Here is a 503-nt window from a genome sequence, read left to right on the forward strand (position 1 = left end):
ATATCGCATACCACAGATACACCGGTTTTTGCCGCTAGAAGATCACTTTTTGGTCGTTTACAGTAAGGGTGTTTCTCCGGACACAAAGGCGGCCTACGACGTATCAGACCCGGCCCAGCGAATGGAAGTGGTTTACTCCTTTCCCATGGAGTTTGCTATTTTTGACTCGGAGTTTAATAATATGACCGATGATCAACCTATTCCACCAAGCATGAATCCCTATTCAGCCTTGGTGGACAGCAAAGGGCAAATTCTCGCATTAAAAGACCAGGAAAGGGCAGGAGTAGAGGAAGATTTTCATACCCTGTATACCTATCGGTTGATTTCTGGGCAACAGCAGTAATTCGGGACCAATGTAACCATTTCAGCATGGTCCTGAGGTTTAAATGTACCGTTTTGCCCTCTAAGTTCTCTTGGTTTAGATCCTCATTTAAGCCTGACAAAAGACCATTGCCAATCCCAAATTCCTTTGCAATTTGAGACATTGTTTTCCGCAAAGTTTT

General features: G+C 43.9%; 1 pseudogene. It reads left to right on the plus strand.

The window, feature by feature from the left end:
* A pseudogene (locus tag IAQ59_RS22145) lies at window positions 1-343 on the plus strand (hypothetical protein); the annotation flags it as partial.
* Window positions 344-503: the final 160 nt, after the last annotated feature.

The sequence above is a fragment of the Lunatimonas salinarum genome (genome assembly GCF_017811155.1).
Lineage (GTDB): Bacteria > Bacteroidota > Bacteroidia > Cytophagales > Cyclobacteriaceae > Lunatimonas > Lunatimonas salinarum.